This is a genomic window from Agreia sp. Leaf335, assembly GCF_001423605.1.
Classification (GTDB): Bacteria; Actinomycetota; Actinomycetes; order Actinomycetales; family Microbacteriaceae; genus Agreia.
On the sequence record NZ_LMOQ01000001.1, the window covers coordinates 922,435 to 937,669 of the forward strand.

17 protein-coding genes are annotated in these 15,235 nt (G+C 67.5%); 8 read left to right on the forward strand and 9 right to left on the reverse strand.

What is annotated here, in order from left to right; translation table 11 throughout:
- Positions 1-64 precede the first annotated feature (64 nt).
- The 3 genes from ASF79_RS04435 (at position 65) to ASF79_RS04445 (ending at position 2,577) form a co-directional block, all read left to right on the forward strand.
- Positions 65-589 (forward strand): hypothetical protein, encoded by a 525-nt coding sequence (locus ASF79_RS04435; protein ID WP_156366159.1) that lies wholly within the window; start codon positions 65-67, stop codon positions 587-589.
- A gap of 64 nt (positions 590-653) precedes the next feature.
- Positions 654-1,907, forward strand: a complete 1,254-nt coding sequence (locus ASF79_RS04440; RefSeq protein WP_162239064.1) for an RICIN domain-containing protein — start codon at positions 654-656, stop codon at positions 1,905-1,907.
- A gap of 4 nt (positions 1,908-1,911) precedes the next feature.
- Positions 1,912-2,577 (forward strand): signal peptidase I, encoded by a 666-nt coding sequence (locus ASF79_RS04445; RefSeq protein ID WP_055852303.1) that lies wholly within the window; start codon positions 1,912-1,914, stop codon positions 2,575-2,577.
- Here the strand turns inward: ASF79_RS04445 and ASF79_RS04450 are convergent.
- Together ASF79_RS04450 and ASF79_RS04455 are read right to left on the reverse strand one after the other, a co-directional pair.
- Positions 2,546-3,196 (reverse strand): NADPH-dependent F420 reductase, encoded by a 651-nt coding sequence (locus ASF79_RS04450; RefSeq protein WP_082495674.1) that lies wholly within the window; start codon positions 3,194-3,196, stop codon positions 2,546-2,548. The two genes, ASF79_RS04445 and ASF79_RS04450, sit on opposite strands and share 32 nt — an antisense overlap.
- 40 nt (positions 3,197-3,236) lie before the next feature.
- Positions 3,237-4,193 carry a nucleoside hydrolase gene (locus ASF79_RS04455; protein ID WP_055852305.1) on the reverse strand — a complete coding sequence of 319 codons (957 nt, stop codon included), beginning with the start codon at positions 4,191-4,193 and terminating at the stop codon, positions 3,237-3,239.
- Between the two features lie 101 nt (positions 4,194-4,294).
- On the opposite strand from ASF79_RS04455, the gene ASF79_RS04460 reads away from it, so the two are divergent.
- Complete coding sequence (locus ASF79_RS04460) at positions 4,295-4,609, forward strand: nucleoside triphosphate pyrophosphohydrolase (protein WP_055852308.1); 315 nt, start codon at positions 4,295-4,297, stop codon at positions 4,607-4,609.
- Here ASF79_RS04460 and ASF79_RS04465 read toward each other — a convergent pair.
- Entirely contained in the window at positions 4,597-5,217 is a 621-nt protein-coding gene (locus ASF79_RS04465) for a nucleotidyltransferase family protein (protein WP_055852310.1), read from the reverse strand. The genes ASF79_RS04460 and ASF79_RS04465 overlap by 13 nt on opposite strands.
- Before the next feature lie 96 nt (positions 5,218-5,313).
- Between ASF79_RS04465 and uraD the strand changes: the two genes are divergently transcribed.
- The gene (gene uraD / locus ASF79_RS04470) at positions 5,314-5,817 is read left to right on the forward strand and encodes a 2-oxo-4-hydroxy-4-carboxy-5-ureidoimidazoline decarboxylase (RefSeq protein WP_055852313.1); all 504 of its coding nucleotides are present in this window, start codon (positions 5,314-5,316) and stop codon (positions 5,815-5,817) included.
- Positions 5,814-6,158 carry a hydroxyisourate hydrolase gene (gene uraH, locus ASF79_RS04475; RefSeq protein WP_055852316.1) on the forward strand — a complete coding sequence of 115 codons (345 nt, stop codon included), beginning with the start codon at positions 5,814-5,816 and terminating at the stop codon, positions 6,156-6,158. Before uraD ends, uraH begins: the two co-directional genes overlap by 4 nt.
- A gap of 100 nt (positions 6,159-6,258) precedes the next feature.
- On the opposite strand, the gene ASF79_RS04480 is transcribed toward uraH, so the two are convergent.
- From ASF79_RS04480 to allB, 3 genes are read right to left on the reverse strand one after another with little or no spacing between them, the layout of a single operon-like run.
- The gene (locus tag ASF79_RS04480; protein WP_235500624.1) at positions 6,259-7,665 is read right to left on the reverse strand and encodes an amidohydrolase family protein; all 1,407 of its coding nucleotides are present in this window, start codon (positions 7,663-7,665) and stop codon (positions 6,259-6,261) included.
- Positions 7,666-7,672: 7 nt separating this feature from the next.
- Complete coding sequence (gene pucL / locus ASF79_RS04485; protein WP_055852322.1) at positions 7,673-8,593, reverse strand: factor-independent urate hydroxylase; 921 nt, start codon at positions 8,591-8,593, stop codon at positions 7,673-7,675.
- A 42-nt stretch (positions 8,594-8,635) separates the two neighbouring features.
- A complete protein-coding gene (gene allB, locus ASF79_RS04490; protein ID WP_055853146.1) occupies positions 8,636-9,997 on the reverse strand; it encodes an allantoinase AllB in 1,362 nt (453 codons plus the stop codon).
- 176 nt (positions 9,998-10,173) lie between these two features.
- On the opposite strand from allB, the gene ASF79_RS04495 reads away from it, so the two are divergent.
- On the forward strand, positions 10,174-11,217 hold the full coding sequence (locus ASF79_RS04495) for a methylenetetrahydrofolate reductase (RefSeq protein WP_156366160.1): 1,044 nt from the start codon (positions 10,174-10,176) through the stop codon (positions 11,215-11,217).
- Positions 11,218-11,404: 187 nt separating this feature from the next.
- Positions 11,405-12,352, forward strand: coding sequence for a hypothetical protein (locus tag ASF79_RS04500; protein ID WP_156366161.1), 948 nt, complete (start codon positions 11,405-11,407; stop codon positions 12,350-12,352).
- A gap of 82 nt (positions 12,353-12,434) precedes the next feature.
- Here the strand turns inward: ASF79_RS04500 and ASF79_RS04505 are convergent, their stop codons facing one another.
- From ASF79_RS04505 to ASF79_RS04515, 3 genes are read right to left on the reverse strand one after another with little or no spacing between them, the layout of a single operon-like run.
- A complete protein-coding gene (locus ASF79_RS04505) occupies positions 12,435-13,034 on the reverse strand; it encodes a pyridoxamine 5'-phosphate oxidase family protein (protein ID WP_055852330.1) in 600 nt (199 codons plus the stop codon).
- On the reverse strand, positions 13,031-13,858 hold the full coding sequence (locus tag ASF79_RS04510) for a creatininase family protein (protein ID WP_055852333.1): 828 nt from the start codon (positions 13,856-13,858) through the stop codon (positions 13,031-13,033). Before ASF79_RS04510 ends, ASF79_RS04505 begins: the two co-directional genes overlap by 4 nt.
- On the reverse strand, positions 13,855-15,174 hold the full coding sequence (locus ASF79_RS04515; RefSeq protein WP_055852335.1) for an FAD-binding oxidoreductase: 1,320 nt from the start codon (positions 15,172-15,174) through the stop codon (positions 13,855-13,857). The genes ASF79_RS04510 and ASF79_RS04515 overlap by 4 nt, the downstream gene beginning before the upstream one ends.
- Positions 15,175-15,235: the final 61 nt, after the last annotated feature.

Genomic DNA, 15,235 nt, shown 5'->3' on the forward strand with positions numbered 1-15,235 from the left:
GGGTTCCTCCCGTCCTCGTCACGCGGCGGTGTCGTCGACGACCGGCCGCCGGTCGAATCTGCCGATGACGATCGCCGCTGCCGTCGTGCTGATCCTTACCGTGACCGGTATCGCGGGCACCCAGGCGACATTGCGCGCCAGCGCCTCCACTTCGGCGCGCAGCGTCGTCCTCTCTGCAGGCACGGCCGATCTGAGCCTGACGACCCTGTCGCTCGACACGACGGCGCTGTATCCGGGGCTGACACTCGTCGGAGCCGTGACCGCGTCGAACACCGGAAACGTGCCCCTCAAGCTCGGCGTCGCCGGGCTGACCATGCCATCCGGCTCGGCCGCCAACGCCCTTTCCCAGTCACTGGTCGTCGGCGTGCGCATCGTACCGTCGGCCTCTGCGTGCACCGCGTCGGCGGCGACTCCGACCTGGTCGGGATCGGCGGCGTCGGCTCCGGCCGGAACGCTCGGCACGACGCTTCCGACCGCAAGCTCTCAGGTGTTGTGCGTCTCCGTGAGCCTGCCCATCGCCGCTCCCGCGGCCAGCCAGGGCCAATCGGCCTCGGGCATCCGTCTGCGCATCAGCGGAACGCAGGCCTGAACCTATGGCTCTCTCGCAACCAGTGCGCATCCCCTCCGCTCGGCGAGGTCCTTTCGGACCCGTCGTGACACGGGTTGCGATGGCCGCGGTGGCGACTCTGCTTCTGACATTCTCCGGAAGCGGTCCTGCCCACGCGTCGTGGGATGCTCCCGAGCGATCGGTGACGACATCCGTCTCGGCAGGCACCATGGCGATCACTCAAGCGGGGTTCTCGTCACTCGCGGCCGCGTACTCGTCGTCGGCGCTCTCTGTCACCAGCCCGGTGACCCTGACCAATACCGGCACGGTTCCCGCTCCCTACGCCTTCAGCCTCGGGGTGCAGGCGGCCGCGACACTCGGCAGCTCGGCAGCGGTGCGCGTCTGGCCCGTCGCGTCTGCGGGCGCCTGCACAGCGACAAGCGCGGCATCCGGCGCCACCGGAATGACCTGGGCGACCGCGGCACCTCTTTCGGGCACGCTCGCGCCCAAAGCCGCGGTCGTCTACTGCGTTCGAAGCTCGGTGACCCAGGCGCAGCGTTTCGCGCTGGCCGGCGCGACGGTCGTGGCCACGGCCACGGTCACCGCCGCGCAGGGCAACTGGAACAGCACGAGCACCGCAACGGCCAGCCAGACCGTGGCGAACAGCGTCACGCCCGGCGAACCGACCAAGGTGAGCGAGACCGACAGCCGCATCTCGCTGTCCTGGACTGCCCCGGCCGACACGGCCGCGATCAACGGATACCAGGTCTATCGCGACGGCGTGCTCGTCGCGACGGTGCCGTCGTCTCAACTGTCGTTCACCGACTCGGGACTCGACGTCTGGAAGTACTACACCTATACCCTGCGCTCTGTGCACACGGCGAGTCCGCTCGACGTCTCACCTCCGTCGACCGCCGTGGCGCATGCCACCGCCTGGTTCACCGGCACGAACTGGTACTCCGTGCGGAATGCGAGCAGTCAACTCTGCGTCGACGGGGCAGACGGAGGGACCGTTTCGGGGTCGGCCTTGATCAGCAGCGTCTGCGGAACGCAATCCAGCCAGGCCTGGAAGTTCGTGGCGGACGGCGACTACATGAAGGTGACTCCCAAGAGTGCTTCGACGTTGTTCTGGGACAGCCCCAGCGACAACAACTCGATCCTTCGGACCACCAACAACATCAGCGCCCAGAAGTGGCAGGCTCTGCCTACCGGCCCGGGTACGGGAACATTCACCCTGCAGAATCGCAACAACGACTGCCTCGACGTGACCGGCAACCTCCTGTCGAGCGGCACCCAGCTTCGCGTCACGACGTGCGACGGATCCTCCAACCAGCTCTTCGCCCTGCGGAACGTGGGCTGACCCCGTGGCCGCTCACTCACGACGCGACGACGGCATCCTGCGCTTTCTCGGGCAGGTTGTCAGCTGGTCGCTTCTCGCTGTCGTGCTCGCGCTCGGGGTGGTGACCATCGTCGTTCCCAAGATCGCCGGCGCGATGCCGCTGACCGTGCTGACCAGTTCGATGAAGCCGGGCCTTCCCCCGGGCACCCTGCTCGTGGTGAAACCCGTGGCCACCGGAGATATCCGAGTGGGTGACGTCATCACCTATCAGATCCACTCCGGTGTACCAGGGGTGATCAGTCATCGGGTCACCGGCATCACCCTCGGCCCGGACGGGACGCGCACCTTCGTGCTGAAGGGTGACAACAACAGCGCGGCCGATGCCGAACCGGTCATCGGTGCGCAGGTGCAGGGCAGGCTCTGGTACTCGATTCCGTACCTCGGCTACGCGAACACACTGGCGAGCGGAGCCGATCGTGAGTGGATCGTGCGCGGTGGAAGTGTACTTCTGCTCGGCTACGCTCTCACCCTCATCGCAAGAGGCTTGCTCGCCCGGCGGCGCAACGGCAAACGGGAGGAGATCCGCGCATCCGAGCCACATACAGCGGCGGATGCCCGAATCTCCTCCCGTTTGGAGACCGTGCAGAAATCCGGTTCGATCAGCGGGTGGCGGCCGCCAGCATCTCGGTGATCTCGGAGACGGTGCCGCGGGGTCCGTAGGCCGGGGTTCCGGGCTCGACTCGCCAGCTGTTCGCGAGTGATCCGTCGTCGACGACATCGAAGCCGAAGCCGTCGATGAGGCTCGTGACGATCGTCTTGGCGTCGCCGAAGTCGCTCGAGATCACGAGTGCGCGGCGGTTCTCGGTGCCGGATGCCTGTGCCTCGGAGGTGAGCTTCGCCGCCTCGATGTGATTGAACGCCTTCACCACGCGTGACGCAGGAAGGTGACGCTGCAGAAGTGCCGCGGACGTGGTCGACTTCGAGTCGAGTTCGTCGATGTTGCCGTCGCGCTCTGGGTAGTAGTTGTTCGTGTCGATCACGATCTTGCCGGCGAGCGGCTCGACGGGAACCGACTCGTACGCCTTCAACGGGATCGTCACGATCACGAGGTCTCCGGCGGCCGCAGCCTCCTCTGCCGTGGCGGCGCGAGCCTTCGGTCCGAGTTCCTCGACGAGATCGCTCAGCGTCTCGGGGCCGCGGGAGTTGCTGATGACGACGTCATAGCCGCTGGCGACGCTCAGCCGCGCCAGCTGGCTGCCGATGTGTCCGGCGCCGATGAGTCCGATGGTCGTGATTCCAGGAATAGTCATGGTGAGGGGAACGCACGCGCTCCGTTCAGGATTCCCGTTATCAGGCGAAGCTCAGCAGCCGGTCCATCAACAGCGGAGCGTACGGGCGGTCGACCTCGAGCACGACCCGCACATGCGCGCCGCGCTGAGGGGGATAGCCGTTGTAGACGCCGCGCATGTCGCAGATCGTCTGTCCTCGCCCGGGCCCGTCTGTCGCATCCACCGTCACCCGAACGAGCGGGGCGAGGGTCGGAACGACCTCGCCCGTGCTGATCGCCACGGCCAGCGGATCGTGCAGCGCCGAGCACGGCCGACCGAAGACAGAGACGTAGAAGTCGTAGTAGATGCCGAGCATCTCGGCGAGCATCGGCGCGATGGTGCCCGGCGCCGAGCGCAGTCGTTCGAGGTCGTCTTCCTCGATGAGCTGATCCATGGTGGCGTCGAGTCCGACCATCGTGATGGTCCACGGGGCCGCGAAGACGAGCTCGGCGGCGTGCGGGTCGTTGATGATGTTCGCCTCGGCGACGGGCGACGCGTTTCCGGCCACCAGCGCCGCTCCGCCCATGATCGTGAGGTCGCCGACGAGCTCGGGAAGACGCGGCTCGAGCTCCAGCGCGAGCGCCAGATTGGTGAGTGGGCCGATGGCGATCAACCGCAGTTCGCCCGGGTACCGGCGGGCCATGCGCACGATGAACTCGGGGCCCGATTCGGGCAGCGGGTCGACGTGCGACGCGGGTAGTTCGACCCCGCCGATGCCGTTGTCGCCGTGGATGTGCGGCACCCCTCCGTCGTACTCCGCCATGCGGAAATGATGGGCGCCGATGGCCACAGGCACATCGGTGCGCCCCGCCGCGGCGAGCAGACGCAGAGTGTTGTCGGCTGCCTGCGCTGCCGAGGTGTTGCCCGACACGGTCGAGACCCCCACGAGGTTCACGTCGGGGTCGCTCAGCAGGTGGAACAGCGCGAGCGCGTCATCGACTCCCGTGTCGCAGTCGAGCAGATAGGGGCGTGCGGGCATGGCGGTCCTTCGCGGAGTCGAGCAGGGGTTCACTCGATTATGGCGCGCTCCGACGCGAGTATCAGACAGCGAACTGCCCCTCGCGGTTGCAGAATGGCGGGATGGGAAAACTCATTCGTGACCGCGTTCCCGACATCGTGCGCGAGCTGGGCCATCACATCGAGGTGCGGGAGTTGGCGGCGGACGAGTATGCGGCCGCACTGCGCGAGAAGCTGGTCGAGGAAGCGCGCGAAGCGCAGCGTGCCGCAGATCGTACGGAGCTACTCGAGGAGCTGGCAGATCTCGCCGAGGTGGCTCTCGCGCTGGCACAGCACGAGGGCATCACCGACGCGGAGATTCTGGACCAGCGAGCGGCCAAGAACCGCAGTCACGGCACTTTCGACGGCAGGCTGTTCTCCACGTCCTACCGTTCGTGACAATCCCTGGGGCGATCGACGTCGGCGCCATCTCCGAGGTCTGAGCAGTCGATCAGCCGCGCCCCGTGCTGCACGAGGTAAGGCCGCGCGCCGACGTCGCCCGTCACGCTGTCGGACAGCGCCTTCCAATGGTCGCGACCGATGACCACCGGATGCCCGGGGCGACCCGAGAATGTGGCTTGGCGCAGGGTCTGGCGACCCATCGCATCCGGCTCGGGCCCACTGAGTCGCCGCACCTCGGCCGAGCCGAGAGACGGCACGTCGACCGTGACGATGGCGACGGCGTCGACCTCGGGCACGAGGGCCTCGGCGGCGGCCAACCCGCTGCGGAGCGATGCCGCCATGCCCGACTCCCATCCGGTAGCGTGCGCGACCCGCACCGCATCGGCGTCGGGGAACGAACGGCGCAGCAGGGCCTCGGCCTCGTCGGCACGTGCCCCGAGCACAACGACGACGGGCGCGCATCCGCCGCCCAGCAGGCTGCGAACCGCGTTGACGAGCCACGAGCTTCCATCGGCCGCCTCGACGAGTGCCTTCGGCATCCCGAAGCGGGTGCCCGCACCCGCCGCGAGCACCACGCCGGCAACGGATGGGTGGGCTGTGGACATGGCCTCATCGTAGGCCCGGCCATCGGTGCCTCCGAATAGAATCGGGGTGTCTGCCCCGCACCACGGCGAGGCTGCACAGTGCCCGAAAGGCCGGTCATGACCGATCACTCTGCCGACCATCTGCGTGTCGATCTGCGCGCCTGCCTCGCCGTTCCGCGTTGGATCGACGAGGTCGCCGAGCAGGCTCCGTTCGGATCGGTCGACGATCTGCTCGAGGCCGGCCGAACCGCCGCGAACCCCCTGACCCGCGACGAGGTCGAAGCAGCGCTGGCCGATCACCCTCGCATCGGAGATAAGCCCGTCGGAGAGGGCGCATCGCAGACCTTCTCGCGCTCGGAGCAGGAGTCGCTGGGCGACGACGACGCCGAGACCGTGGCCGCCATCGCCGAGGGCAACGCGATCTACGAAAAGAGATTCGACCGGGTCTTCCTCATCCGCGCCGCCGGGCGCAGCCGAGCCGAGATCCTCGCCGAACTGAACCGACGCATCCGCCTCGACGACGACGAGGAGTTCGCGATCGTCGAGCAGCAGCTTCGAGAGATCGCCCTGCTTCGCCTCGAGAAGACGTTCACCGAGCGGGGCATCGAGGTGGCCGAGTGAGTGCCCGCAGCCACATCACCAGCCATGTGCTCGACGCGGCGACGGGCGCGCCGGCGGCTGGTGTTCCGGTCACGCTGTCACAGCTCGACGGTGACGCGTGGCGAGTGCTCGCCGAAGCGGTGACGGATGCCGATGGCCGCGTCTCGCAGTTCGGCCCGGAGAGCGTGCCGGTGGGCCGCTACCGGGTGACCTTCGATACGCAGGCGTATTTCGCGTCGCTCGGGCAGACCGCTTTCTACCCCGAGGTGCAGGTCGTATTCGAACTGGCCGACGGCGACGCGCACTATCACGTGCCGCTTCTGCTGAGCCCGTTCGCGTATTCGACGTACCGCGGCAGCTGACGTCTGGGCCGAGCGCGCCGTTATCGGGTGAACGCGCGCTCCGTGATGGCGCTCTTGCCCGGTAACGGCGCGCTCGGCGAGAGGCTGCGCCAACGGGCAACTACTCTGGCGCCACCACGCGCGTGCCCTGCACGTAGACGCCCGCGATCGCCGGCTCGCGCAGTCCCATGAGCAGTGCGAAGAGCTCCCGGTCAGCGTCGACCCGCTCGTCGTCAGCACGAACCCGCCCCTCGAGCAGCATCGACAGAGGCTCCCAGCGCTCGGGGTCGATGAGCAAGAAGTCGGCGTCTTTGCCCACGTCGAGATTGCCGAAGCGCTCTTCCATGTCGAGCGCCCGAGCTCCGGCGAGGGTGCCGAGGAAGAGCAACTCCGCCGGATGCAGAGAGACGCTCGCCTCAAGGGGCTCGCTGATGTGCACTTTGAACGCGTCGTTCATGACCCGCGAGATGAGCCATTCGTCGCCCGCTCCCACGTCGCTTCCGAGCGCGACGGTCACGCCAGATCCGGCCGTGCGCTTCCACGGCATCGTTCCCGAGCCGAGGAACTGCTGCGACGTCGGGCAGTGTGCGATCGACGACCCCGTCTCGGCGAGGCGGGCGAGCTCGTCGTCGGTGCAGTGCACCCCGTGAGCGAAGATGCTGCGCCGGCCGAGAAGTGACGATCCGCCCTCTGTCGACCCGGGCATGAACCTGCCGTCGTAGGTGTCGAGGTAGCTCGTCGTCTCGTAGACCGCTTTCACCGCGGCGATCTCTCCGCCGATGATGCTGTCGTTCTCGCTGAGGTGACTGTGGAAGTACACGCCCGATCCGCGCACCTCGTCGTACAGCTCGCCGAGCGCTCGCAGCGTCTCGCGCGTCACCGACAGGCTGAACCGCGGCACGATCGCGACCTGGATGCGCGCGGTCGTCGCGTCGCCGGTATCGACGGCGTGCCACCTGTCGATCTCGTCTCGCACGAGCGCAAGAGCCTCGGCTTCCCCGGTGAGCAGGGCCGACGCCGACTCCGGCCCGACGGTCTGGATGCCACGGCCCGACACCACGCGCAGCCCGGCTTCCCGCGTGCTGCGGAAGAGGGCATCCTGAGCGTGCGGAAACGCCGAGCCGAACACCATCGCGGCCGTCGTGCCGACCGCGACGCGGCGGCGAGTGAAGTCGCGCGCGATGCGCTCGGCGAAGGCGGGATCGGCGAGTCGCGACTCCGCGGGGAAGATGCAGTTGTCGAGCCACTCGAGCAGCTGCCCTCCACCGTAGGAGTCGGTGGAGTAGGTCTGCGGAAAGTGCATGTGCGCATCGACGAAGCCCGGCACGATGTATCCGCCGCGGTTGTCGACGACGGATGCGCCGGCGAACGTCGGCGGCAGGTCTCGGGCGGCGCCGATCCATTCGATCGTGCCGGCGTCCGACACGACGAGCGCACCGTCGGGAAGCGACACGAGGTGCTCTCGTGCATCCGCAACGGTGGGGGAGCCGGCCACATGGAAGATGTGGCCGAGGTAGGTGGTGCTCACGAGGTGTCTACGCGAGGTTCGCCGCGGGCGTCCACGCGGGGCCGGCATCGGGCGCGTCGTCGCGAAGAACCGTGGCCTGGATCAGACCGTACGGCCGATCGTCTGCGTGGAAGACCTCGTTGTTGTTCTCGACGCCGAAGGTCTCGAGGTTGTAGAGGAAGTGGTGCTTGTTGGGGGCCGAGAACTTGATCTCGGCGATGAACGGATACTCCTCCAGCACGGCCTTGCCCATCTCGTAGAGCGTCTGCTGCAGAGCCAGCGACTGCACCGTCGCGAACTTCGAAATGAGGATTCGCTTGACGCCGGCGTAGACACCGTTCCAGTCGATCTCGGCCCACGTGACGTCGGTCTCGCTCACCCGCCACTGCGCCACGAGGGCGGTGGCCATCACCCGGTCGGTCGTCGGTTCGAGCAGGGTGTACTCGTCTTTGAGGAAGCCGTGGAACTCGCTTCCGGTGGACTTGAGGATGATGAGGTCTTTGAGACCGCTGATCACCCACGTCTGCTGCTCGGCCCCGGTGCCCTCGACGGTGATGGCGGCGGTGCGCACCTCCTGGCCCAGGCGCACGAAGGTGTGCTCGTGCTCCTCGCCGTCGACGACGGCGTGCTCCCAGGCGTACTCCTCGATCTCGATGCGCGCGCCCTCGACCGGAACGACGTCGTCGACGAAGTGGCGTGCCAGCTCGAGCCCGTAGGCCTCGATCGACTCGACACCCTTCTCCTTGGCATAGGAGTACGCGGTCTGCTTCTGGGTGTCGGTCGGAAGGACCTGCGACTGGTCGCCCACGAGGTGGGCCGCGGAGAAGTCGCCGCGCAGAGCCGTCGACACGTTCAGATCGCGGATCTCGTGCCGAGCGGAGTCGCGGGTGATGCGCACCACGCGGTTCTCTGCCTTGCCGTACTGATTGGGTCCGAGGACGATTGCCATGGGTGTGCTCCTGCGGTCGAGAGGGGTGAATGAGATCCGGGGTCAGACGCGCGCGAGCAGCCGGCCGGTGGGTGTGGATGCGGGTGCGCCGGCCGATTCGCCGCTCGTGTAGACCGGCACTCCGGCCAGCCACGTGACGGCGACCAAGCCGGTGAGCTCGGATCCGTCGAATGCCGAGACCTTATTCTTGTGCAGCAGAGCCTCGGCGCTCGCGGTGAAGGCGGCGTCGGGTGCGAAGGCCACGAGGTCGGCGTCGGCGCCCACCTCGATGCGGCCCTTCTGCGAGAGCCCGGCGAAGCGGGCGGTCTTTGCAGACATCCACTCGACGACCGTCTCGAGGGCGATTCCGCGGGCCTTCGCGCCGGTCCAGACGGCGCTGAAGCTGAGCTGCAGGCCGGAGATGCCGCCCCAGGCGAGTTCGAAGTCGCCGCCATGGGCGAACTTGAGCTCCTTGGTCGAGGGGGAGTGGTCGGAGGCGACGATGTCGATGAGTCCCGACTCGAGCGCCTGCCACAGCAGCTCCCGATTGCCGGCATCACGGATCGGAGGGCAGCACTTGAACTGCGTGCCGCCGTCGGGAATACCCTCGGCGGAGAAGCTCAGGTAGTGCGGGCAGGTCTCGACCGTGATCGGAAGTCCCTCGGCCTTGGCCGCCTCGATCTGCGGGAGGGCGCGAGCGCTCGACAGGTGCAGGATGTGGGCTCGCACTCCGGTGGAGCGCACGGCCTCGATGACGTGCGCAATGGCGTCTTCTTCGGCGAGATCGGGGCGGCTCGAGACGAAGTCGAGGTAGTCGGTGCCGCCGTGGCTCTCGCTCTTCTCGAGCACGGCCGGGTCTTCGGCGTGCACGATGAGCAGACCGCCGAACTCGGCTATCTCGAGAGCGGCAGCGAAGAGCTGCTCGGTCTCGAGATGGGGGAACTCGTCGACGCCGGAGGGCGACAGGAATGCCTTGAAGCCGAACGCACCGGCGTCGTGCACCGCTTTCAGCGAGCCGAGGCTCGACGGGATCGCCCCGCCCCAGAACCCCACGTCGACGCTGGCCTGCGGAGCCGCGGCCTCGCGCTTGAGCTCCAGCGCCTCGACGGTGGTGGTCGGCGGGATGCTGTTGAGCGGCATGTCGATGATCGTGGTCACGCCGCCCGCCGCGGCCGCGCGGGTCGCGCTGGCGAAGCCCTCCCAGTCTGTGCGACCGGGCTCGTTCACGTGCACGTGGGTGTCGACGATGCCGGGAATGAGAACCTGGTCGTCGGGCAGGGTGACGGTCTCTGCGGCGTCGAACGACGCATCCAGGTCGGCGATCGCGACGATCACGCCGTCGGCCGTGGCCACGGTCGCGGGGCGGAACTCGCCGTCGATCAGCACCCTCTCGGCCCTCACGACCAGGTCGTAGCGTTCTGCCATGGCGTCGTCGTCTCCTCGTTCGTCGGTGGTCACATCGACGGATCAAGCCTAGTGATGGGGGGTCCGTCGCCGAGGCAGGTTCGGAAACACCCGTGTTACACGCCAGAGCTAGCATGAAATATTCGCATCACCGCTGATGAAACATCTGCAGTGTGCGACCGGTCGGAAGGACCCTCGTGGAATCGCTTCTCAGCCGAGCTGCCGGGCACGACGGCTGCCCCAAAAACATGGAGTACGGGCCGTGTGGCGGGGTCGGCTTCGATGGCAGTTGCGAGGTCGGGGACTTCCGCTGCGTCTTTCTCGACGACCCTCTCGTGACCTGGCGCGGCGGCGCGCCGGCCGAGTCCGAGGCCGTGCGGCGCTCATCCGGTGCCGCCGAGATGATGGCGCTGATGACGACCCGGCCGATCGTCGTCGCCGATTTTCCGGCCAAGGCTATGGATGCCGAGTCGTTGACGGAGTGCGCGGCGCTGCTCGCCGGGCCCGTCGACGCCGCGCTGGCCGGCGACGCGGGAACTGCTCGGGTGCAGTTCTCGCCGAGCTACCGGGCGTCACTCATCCGCGCCGCGGGGCTGCAGGTCTGGACGGGACTCAATTGCCGCGACCGCAACCGCGTCGCGATCGAGGGAGAGCTCGCCGGCCTCGCGCACATCGGAGTCGCCGGTGTGCACTGCGTGACCGGCGACCACACACTGCTCGGCTCCCGCCCCGATGCGGCACCTGTCTTCGATCTCGACTCTTCGCAGCTCGCCGCTTTGTCGCGTGCCGCGGGCCACTTGGTATCGGTGGGGGAGTCGCCGACGACCCCGCCCGTCGAGCTGCGCGCCGCCCGGCTCCTCGAGAAGACCCGCGCGGGTGCCGACGTGTGTTTCGTGAATCACTGCGGGGGCGTGGATGCCGTGGGCCGGTTCGTGCGGGAATCGCACGACCTCGGCGTGACGGCCGCGTTCATTCCCTGCGTGCCCATGGTGACGGATCACGGGAGCGCGCGGCTGCTGCAGTCGTTCCCGTCGCTCGTGCTGCCCGATGGATATCTGGAGCGCATCTTGTCGGCCGAGGGTCCGCGCGAGGAGGGCATCCGGGCGGCCGTGGCTCTGAGCCTGGAACTGCTCGAGATCGAGGGAGTCGCGGGCGTGAACCTCTCGGGTGGAGCGGGCGCCGGCCACGAGGCGGAGTTCGCCATCGCGCTCGCGGAGACGGCCCAGCGCCTCGCCCTGTGAGCCTGAGTTCGGGCAGCGTGTGTGCCCGAATACCTCCATTCGTGCAGAGGAAGTGCGCGCACATGGAGGTATTCGGGCACGATCACCGTGCGTCGACCTCTCCTGCCCAGCGTCGACACTCCCGTATCCCTCCCCAGCTGCCGACCTCTGCGGGGTGGGTGGCGAGGCGAGGCGCTTGGCTGTGGCCATGGACACTCCTTCATCTGATACTTCTCTCGTTTTCGCGCGCGATGTGCGTAAGACGGGCAACAGCGCGAACGCGCTGAAGCGGGCCGTTCGACGGGACGAGCTCGCCCGCATCGCGCCCGGAAGCTACATGTCGCGGCAGCATTGGGACGCGCTGAACGAGATTCAGCGCACAACGCAACGGGCGCGAGCGGCCTCCGAACGGTGGAAGTCCGCTCCCGTCTTCTCCCACTGGACCGCGGCCGCCATCCACGGCATACCCCTGATCGGCGCGTGGCCCACTCGGCTGCATGTCATCGTCGACCGCGCGTCGACTGTTCGTTCGCGCGGCGAGATCGTCCGTCACGCGATCGGGGTGGATGCGGACGACGTCGTGCTCATCGACGGAATGCTCGTCACTTCGGTGGCTCGAACGGTGCTCGATCTCGCTGTGGACTCGACGTTCATGTCTGCCGTTACCGCAGCGGACTTCGCCCTGTGTCATAAGCGGGAGACTCGAATCGAGAAGGCCACGCTTGCCGAGGTCTGGGAGAACCGACTGCCTTTTCGCGGCCACGTCCGTGCTCGACGTGTTCTGGAATTCGCGACGCATCTGGCGGAGAGTCCCTTGGAATCAGGAAGCCGGGTCAACATTCACTTGCTGGGATTTCCTGCGCCTGAGCTGCAGGTGGAATGGCGCGACTACCGCGGTCTCATCGGGTACAGCGACTTCTTTTGGCGCGAATTGAATCGTGTGGGCGAGGCTGACGGACGTGCGAAGTACTTCGACGCCGAGCTGACTCGAGGCAGATCGCTCAAGCAGATCCTCTTCGACGAGAAGATCAGAGAGGATCGGATACGTGCGCTCGGTCCGGGCTTCTCTCGGTGGGACTGGGACATCGGAATGAACGCGCGTCGACTGAAGCCGTTTCTGCTCGCGGCAGGACTGACGATCGTGACGCGGCGGTAATTGTGCCCGAATACCTCCATTTGCGCGCGGTCCCGTTGCACGAATGGAGGCATTCAGGCACGAAAGCGTGCGCGAGACCAGCTCAGCCGGGGAGGGTCGCCGTGCTCCAGGTGCCGTCCGCGGCGCGGCGGTGCTCGATTCTGCGGCTCGCCGCTCGAGGGTTGCCCTCCCAAAAGGTGAGCCGCGTGGGCGCGATAACAAACCCGAGCCACGTGTCCGGGGAAGTCAGCGTGCCGTCTGGGTGAGCGGCGTCGAAGGCGGCCCAGCTCTCCTCCTGCTCATCTGTCGGCAGCAGAGCGAACTCGGGGGTATTGAGCCACGCCAGTAGCTGCAGGTAGCGAGACCGTCGAGCGTACGCAGATGCTTCCTCGTCGGTCGATGCACGTCGCGCGACACCCTGAACCGTCAACTGACGCAGATCGGCCGGCCAGGCGATCGAGAACGCCACCTCCGGGTGGGCCTCCACACCGGCGACCTTGCGCGAGCGCGAATCGGTGTGCACGAAGAACCCGCTGCGATCGAACTCGCTGAGCAGCACGCTGCGCGAATCCGGGTGCCCCGCGATGTCGACCGTGGCCAGCGCGATGAGCGGCCGAGCGTGGTCGTCGTTCGCAGGAAGCCAGTCGGTCAAGACCGCGAAGGCCTCGTCGGGCATGGCGAGCCCCGGTGCGGGAACGTTCACGCCACAGGCCCGGCCGGGTCGAAGCGCGCGATCTCTGCGAACGCCGCCGAGGCCTGCTCCACGGAGCGCTCGAACAGCTCAGCGCCGTACGCCGCGTTGGCAGCCGTCGGGTCGCCGAGCACGCCGTCTGTTCCGAAGTCGTTCGACAGCCAGCCGAACGACACGGGCTTCTTGAATCCGATGTGCTCGTAGTCGGCCAGGTGCTCGGGAACACTGCGCTGAGCTAGTGAGAGATCGACGAGATCGGGTCGGATGTGCATGATCAGCGACGTCTCGCTGTGGCCGCCGTGGATGCCGAGTCCCAGCTCGTCGGGCCCGTCGCCCGTGCCGTCTGCCATCGGCGGCACGATCGGCCCGAGCAGGAATGTCTGCAGCCCGAAGCGGCGTCGCAGCTCGCGACAGGCGACCTGTAGCAACGCGAGATTGCCCCCGTGGCCGTTGAAGAACGCCACCTTGTTCGCGGGGGTCGCGGCGATCGAGTTGCCCAGGTCGACGATGGTGTTCATCATCGTCTCCCAGGTGAGCCACATGGTTCCGGATGCCCAGTGGTGCTCGTCGCTCTTGGTGTACGCCAGGGTCGGCAGAATCCACGCGTCGACACCCTGCGATGCGGCACGCTCGACGGCGGCGTTCGCGATCGCATCCGCCAGCAGGTAGTCGGTCATCAGAGGAAGATGCGACCCGTGGTGCTCGATCGCCCCCGTGGGAATGACGACGACGGAGTCGGCGTCGAGCGCCGCGGTCGCGGCCGGCCCCGACAGCTCGACCAGTTTGCGCGTTCCCAGGTCGTTCACGACGGGATCGCCCGCGTGGGCGCCACTCATGAACCTGCTCCGGCGGCAGGCTTTCCCTGCAGCTTGCCGGGATTCAGCAATCCGCGCGGATCGGTGCTCTCGGCGAGAGCCAGAGTGCGCTCGACCTCGTGGTCGACGAACCAGACGTGCGGGTTGTGCACGCCGACGCCGATCGCAGCGAGCTTGTCGAAGCCCTCGTAGACCTTCTCGGCGCTCTCGTAGATGCCCGCCAGCATGCCGATCGGGCGGTTCTTCTGAGCCTCGATGTGCAGCATGCCACCTGGGTAGACGGCGTGCACCTCGTCGATGCGATCGACGAGCGCATCACCGGCGACCTCGATGTGGAAGTACTTGCCCGGGTCGCTCTTCTGCAGCCACTCGATGGGGTGGTTGTACGAGATCATGCTGAGCTTCATGGCGGTCTGCGGGCCCTCGCGCACCTCTTCTACTCGGCCGCCCGCGGCTTCGATGAGCGCCGTCGCGGCGGGGACAGCCGCGATATCGATGATGGCGCGCAGGCTCGCGCGGTCTTTCGGGATGCCCGGGTCGGCCGGCAGCGCATTGGCCAGCACGGGCAGATCGGCAGACACGAGTCGCGGCGTCGGCTCGAGCTGTCCGATCTCGCGGATCACGGAGATGGCCTCGGAGAAGGTGTCGAAGCTGGCGAACAGGCCCCGCCAGTCTTGCAGGGGCTCGAGTGCGATCGTGGCCTGGGCGATGATTCCGGCCGTGCCGTAGGTGTGCACGTAGGGCTGCGCCTCGTCGCCGTCCACGTGCACGAGCTGCGCATCCGGTGTCGCGTGCACGACATCGAGGGCCAGAACGAAGCCCTCGTGATTCGAGCCGTGCGCGATGGATCCGGTTCCGCCGGAGCCGCCCGAGAGGAAGCCGCCGATCGACGACTGCGCCGTCGACGGGTACATGAGGATCTGCTGGCCCGACTCGCGCGCCGCCTGCTCGATCGTGACGATCGGGGTGCCGGCCAATGCCGTGAGGAACCCGTCGCCGACCTCGACGACCCCGCGCAGCTTCGACAGGTCGAGCACGAGACCGTTCTCGATGGGGATGGCCTGGCCGTAGTTGCCCGTTCCTTTGCCGCGGGGGGTGATTCCCACCCCGTGACGAACGGCGGCGGCGATCACCTGTGCGACCTGCTCGGCCGTGGTCGGGAAGGCCACGATGTCGGCGAGCCCGAGCGGGAGCTGCTCGGTGATGATCGGAGACAGATACGAGCCGTCGGCCGAGGCCTTCTCGCGGGCGCGGAGCTCGGTCGTCACGCCGCGCTCACCCAGAATCGCGGCGAGTTCTGTGGCGAGGGATGCGATGGGCTCGGTGAGGTCGGTCATGGTGCGGGTCCTTAGATGGTGCCGAATGATGATGGCCCGTCACCGGTCGCCCGTCACCCAC

Coding starts and splice junctions, on each gene's coding strand:
- ASF79_RS04460 (WP_055852308.1), top strand. CDS start 4,295: ATGGGAAAACTCATTCGTGACCGCGTTCCCGACATCGTGCGCGAGCTG.
- ASF79_RS04500 (WP_156366161.1), top strand. CDS start 11,405: ATGGACACTCCTTCATCTGATACTTCTCTCGTTTTCGCGCGCGATGTG.
- ASF79_RS04515 (WP_055852335.1), bottom strand. CDS start 15,174: ATGACCGACCTCACCGAGCCCATCGCATCCCTCGCCACAGAACTCGCC.
- ASF79_RS04435 (WP_156366159.1), top strand. CDS start 65: ATGACGATCGCCGCTGCCGTCGTGCTGATCCTTACCGTGACCGGTATC.
- ASF79_RS04510 (WP_055852333.1), bottom strand. CDS start 13,858: ATGAGTGGCGCCCACGCGGGCGATCCCGTCGTGAACGACCTGGGAACG.
- allB (WP_055853146.1), bottom strand. CDS start 9,997: ATGGCAGAACGCTACGACCTGGTCGTGAGGGCCGAGAGGGTGCTGATC.
- uraD (WP_055852313.1), top strand. CDS start 5,314: ATGACCGATCACTCTGCCGACCATCTGCGTGTCGATCTGCGCGCCTGC.
- ASF79_RS04450 (WP_082495674.1), bottom strand. CDS start 3,196: ATGACTATTCCTGGAATCACGACCATCGGACTCATCGGCGCCGGACAC.
- pucL (WP_055852322.1), bottom strand. CDS start 8,593: ATGGCAATCGTCCTCGGACCCAATCAGTACGGCAAGGCAGAGAACCGC.
- ASF79_RS04455 (WP_055852305.1), bottom strand. CDS start 4,193: ATGCCCGCACGCCCCTATCTGCTCGACTGCGACACGGGAGTCGATGAC.
- ASF79_RS04465 (WP_055852310.1), bottom strand. CDS start 5,217: ATGTCCACAGCCCACCCATCCGTTGCCGGCGTGGTGCTCGCGGCGGGT.